Genomic DNA, 3,548 nt, shown 5'->3' on the forward strand with positions numbered 1-3,548 from the left:
TCCGGGGCGAGCGCGCGGCTGCCGCAGCCGGCCGGCGCCTGACAGGGAGCCGGGGCGAAGCCCGGCCCCGCTCCCGAATCGATGCGACGTCGAGGCTACCCGCCCGAAAGGTCGAAGCGCGCCACGTCGTCCAGGAGCGCCACGAACGCCCGCGCGCCGTGGTCGAGGGCGGCCTCGCCCGCCTCGGCGGTGCCGAGCCGGGCATCGCCGATCGCGCCCGACGGATGGAGGTCGCCGGCCTTCCAGGCGAAGGCGGCGGGACGCCCGGCGCGCAGGTGCGTGAAGGCGCCGGCTATCGCACGGGTGCGCGAGGGAAAGTCGGCGATCGCCTCGCGCCGAACCAGGTCGGGCCGAAGCGCCAGCATCAGCGCCGTCTCGATCCCGCCGGCATGGATGCCGTGGACGATCTCGTCGTCGGGAAAGCATCCCTCCGGATAGCCGAACCGCGCCCAGGCGGTCGTCACCGCGACCATGCCGAAGCGGGCGCGCAGATCGCCGGCCACGAGGTCGATCAGCGCGCTGTTGCCGCCGTGCGAGGTGACGATCACCAGCCGGTTGCAGCCGGCCCGGTGCACGCCCGCGCCGATCTCGGTCCAGGCGGCGAGCGCGGTCGCGGTGGTGAGCGAGAGGGTGCCGGGAAAGGCGTCGTGCTCGTCGGACTTGCCGACCGACTGCACCGGCAGCACCAGCACGTCGAGATCGGCCGGCACCAGGGCGCGGGCGCGCGCGAGGTAGCCCTCCATGATCGCCACGTCGGTGCAGAGCGGCAGGTGCGGGCCGTGCTGCTCGATCGCGGCCACCGGCAGCACCGCGACCGTGCGGCCCATGCTGCGCCCGGAGACCTCGCGCGCGGTCAGGTCGGACCAGAGCCGTGCCGCCATGCTGTCCCCCGATGCCCCGACGTCAGGCGCAACGCTCTAGCGGAGCCGGCCCCTTCCCGTCGAGGTTCAGGCGAACAGGGCGTCGATGTCGTCCTGCGCCGTCGCCGGGCCGTTCGGCTGCGGGCCGTTGAGGAGCAGGCGCTGGGCGCGCTCGTTGCGCTCGGCCTCGGCCGGGTCCTGTCCGGCGGCGTCCCGCGCCCGCACTGCGCTGGCGAAGCGCGCGAGCCGCAGCTCGAACTGCTGCAGGGCGGCGACCACCTTGCCGATGCGCTGGCCGGTGATGTCCTGGAAGGCGCAGGCCTCGAAGATCGTGCCGATGCCGCTCTCGACCGCGGCGCGGTATTCCGGCCCGTCCGGCAGGGCCAGCATCGACTCGGCCGCCTCCATGATGGTGTTGGTGGCGCCGGCGGTCGCGGCGAGGACGTTGCCGAGCTCCTCGTGCGCCATCGGGATGCGGTCGTGCGTCAGCTCGTTGGCGCGCAGGGCCGCGATCTCGTCGCGCACGTGGGCGATGTAGTCCGCGATCTCGATCAACTCGGACACCATGGTCGCGGGGTTGATCGTCGCGCCGAGCGGTCTTTGCAAACCCATCGTCAGCATTCCTCCGCGTGTCGGCCCCGAAAGGTCGGTCAGGCGCCGCAGACCGCCTCGATCTTGCTCTTCAGGGTCGCGGCGTTGAACGGCTTGACGATGTAGTTGTTCACACCGGCCTTCTTGGCGGCGATGACGTTCTCGGTCTTCGACTCGGCGGTGACCATGATGAACGGCGTGGTGCGCAGGCCCTCGTCGGCGCGGACGTGGCGAAGCAGCTCGTAGCCGGTCATCGGCTCCATGTTCCAGTCGGAGATCACGAGGCCGTACTTGCGGCCCTTGAGGCGCGCCAGCGCGGCCGTGCCGTCGGAGGCGTCGTCGACCTCCTCGAAGCCGAGCTGCTTGAGCAGGTTGCGGATGATGCGAACCATCGTCTGGTAGTCGTCGACGACCAGGATCGGCATGCTGAGATCGAGGGCCATGGTCAAACTGCTCCGGTGTCTCCGAATCGCCGGCTCGGCCGTCGGCGTCGGTCACGCAATGTCGGGAGGCGCTGTCGCTGGTCGCACCTCATGCCCGGGACCTTACGCCGGGCGGCATTGCGAAGCGGTTAATCGCGCTGCGATCGGCGCACCCACTCGGATAGGCGGCGCGGTCGCCTTTACCGACGCGCTCGGCTGCGTGATGACGATGCCCCCAGCCGCGACGTCGCCCGGACGCCGCGGCAGAGCGGGCAGCCCGCCGGCACCGGCCCGGCCGCGGAGAAGGATCGCCGCCCCATGCGCAAGGTCGTCATCAGCGAGTTCATGGACGAGGCCGCGATCGCGGCGGAGCTCGCCGGGTTCGGGACGCTCTACGATCCGACCCTGGTCGACCGGCCGGACGCCCTGCGCGCGGCGCTCGCGGGCGCATCCGGGCTGATCGTCCGCAACCGCACGCAGGTGCGCGCGGGCCTGCTCGCGGCGGCACCCGACCTCAGGGTGGTGGGCCGCCTCGGCGTCGGGCTCGACAACATCGATCTGGCCGCCTGCGCCGCCCGCGGGATCGCGGTCCATCCCGCGACCGGCGCCAACGACGGCGCGGTGGCCGAGTACGTGATCGGCACCGCGTTGCTGCTGCTGCGCGGCGCCTACGGCGCGAGCGCGCAGGTCGCCGCGGGCGCGTGGCCGCGCAACGCGCTGATGGGACGCGAGATCGCCGGCAAGCGCCTCGGCCTCGTCGGCTTCGGCGCGATCGCCCGCGAGACCGCCCGCCGTGCGGCGGCCCTCGACATGACCATCGCCGCCTTCGACCCGCACCTCGCGCCCGACGACGCCGCGTGGCGCCCGGCGCACGGCGCGGTGGCGAGCCTGGCCCTCGACGCGCTGGTCGCAACGAGCGACGTGCTCTCGCTGCACGTGCCGCTGACCGAGGCGACGCGCGACATGATCGGGCCGGCGGCGATCGCGCGGATGCGGCCGGGCGCGATCCTGATCAACGCCGCCCGCGGGGGCGTCGTGGACGAGGCCGCGGTCGCCGCGGCGCTTCGGTCCGGGCATCTCGGCGGGGCGGCGCTCGACGTGTTCGCCCAGGAGCCCGTGGACGCCGCGGGCGGCGCAGCGCTGATCGACGTGCCGAACCTCATCCTGACCCCGCACATCGCCGGCGTGACGCGGGAATCGAACGTGCGCGTCTCGGCGGTCACCGCCCGCGCCGTGCGCCGCAGCCTCGAGGGCTGAGCCCCGCAGCGCAGCGATCGAAAAGAGGCTCGGCGCGCGACGAAATTCGACGCACCGGTCGGATCGGCCGATGAGAACCCTTGCGGAACACTTGACGAACGTTTAACGTGTTCGTGTTTTGTTTCTGCGGCTCCACCTTCGTGTGGCCGCGCATTCTTGCGAGCCGCGCCGATGCTGACCCGTAAACAGCTGGATCTCCTGCGATTCATCGACGAGCGGATGCGCGAGGACGGTGTTCCGCCGTCGTTCGACGAGATGAAGGACGCCCTCGATCTCAAGTCGAAATCCGGCATCCACCGGCTGATCACCGCCCTGGAGGAGCGCGGCTTCCTGCGCCGGCTTCCGAATCGGGCTCGGGCGATCGAGGTGCTGCGCATGCCCGACGGCGCCGGCCGCTCCAGCGCGCCCGCCCCGGTGC

4 protein-coding genes and 1 pseudogene are annotated in these 3,548 nt (G+C 72.3%); 2 read left to right on the forward strand and 3 right to left on the reverse strand.

The window, feature by feature from the left end; all coding sequences use genetic code 11:
• Window positions 1-95 precede the first annotated feature (95 nt).
• From FV230_RS26035 to FV230_RS26045, 3 genes are all read right to left on the reverse strand, one after another.
• Window positions 96-881 (reverse strand): creatininase family protein, encoded by a 786-nt coding sequence (locus FV230_RS26035; RefSeq protein ID WP_147844445.1) that lies wholly within the window; start codon window positions 879-881, stop codon window positions 96-98.
• A 66-nt stretch (window positions 882-947) separates the two neighbouring features.
• Window positions 948-1,472 (reverse strand): protein phosphatase CheZ, encoded by a 525-nt coding sequence (locus tag FV230_RS26040; protein ID WP_243933132.1) that lies wholly within the window; start codon window positions 1,470-1,472, stop codon window positions 948-950.
• Window positions 1,473-1,510: 38 nt separating this feature from the next.
• Window positions 1,511-1,894: a response regulator gene (locus tag FV230_RS26045; protein WP_147729619.1), complete on the reverse strand. Its 384-nt coding sequence runs from the start codon at window positions 1,892-1,894 to the stop codon at window positions 1,511-1,513.
• Between the two features lie 297 nt (window positions 1,895-2,191).
• Here FV230_RS26045 and FV230_RS26050 point away from each other — a divergent pair, with 297 nt between their 5' ends.
• Both FV230_RS26050 and FV230_RS26055 read left to right on the forward strand, forming a co-directional pair.
• Complete coding sequence (locus tag FV230_RS26050; protein ID WP_147844446.1) at window positions 2,192-3,130, forward strand: NAD(P)-dependent oxidoreductase; 939 nt, start codon at window positions 2,192-2,194, stop codon at window positions 3,128-3,130.
• A 171-nt stretch (window positions 3,131-3,301) separates the two neighbouring features.
• Window positions 3,302-3,548, forward strand: a pseudogene (locus FV230_RS26055) (repressor LexA); the annotation flags it as partial.

Origin of the sequence: Methylobacterium sp. WL6, assembly GCF_008040095.1 — a bacterium.
Taxonomy (GTDB): Bacteria; Pseudomonadota; Alphaproteobacteria; order Rhizobiales; family Beijerinckiaceae; genus Methylobacterium.

What these genes read in the sequence shown, in the direction of transcription:
- FV230_RS26035 (WP_147844445.1), bottom strand. Translation starts at nt 881, where the DNA reads ATGGCGGCACGGCTCTGGTCCGACCTGACCGCGCGCGAGGTCTCCGGG.
- FV230_RS26040 (WP_243933132.1), bottom strand. Translation starts at nt 1,472, where the DNA reads ATGGGTTTGCAAAGACCGCTCGGCGCGACGATCAACCCCGCGACCATG.
- FV230_RS26045 (WP_147729619.1), bottom strand. Translation starts at nt 1,894, where the DNA reads ATGGCCCTCGATCTCAGCATGCCGATCCTGGTCGTCGACGACTACCAG.
- FV230_RS26050 (WP_147844446.1), top strand. Translation starts at nt 2,192, where the DNA reads ATGCGCAAGGTCGTCATCAGCGAGTTCATGGACGAGGCCGCGATCGCG.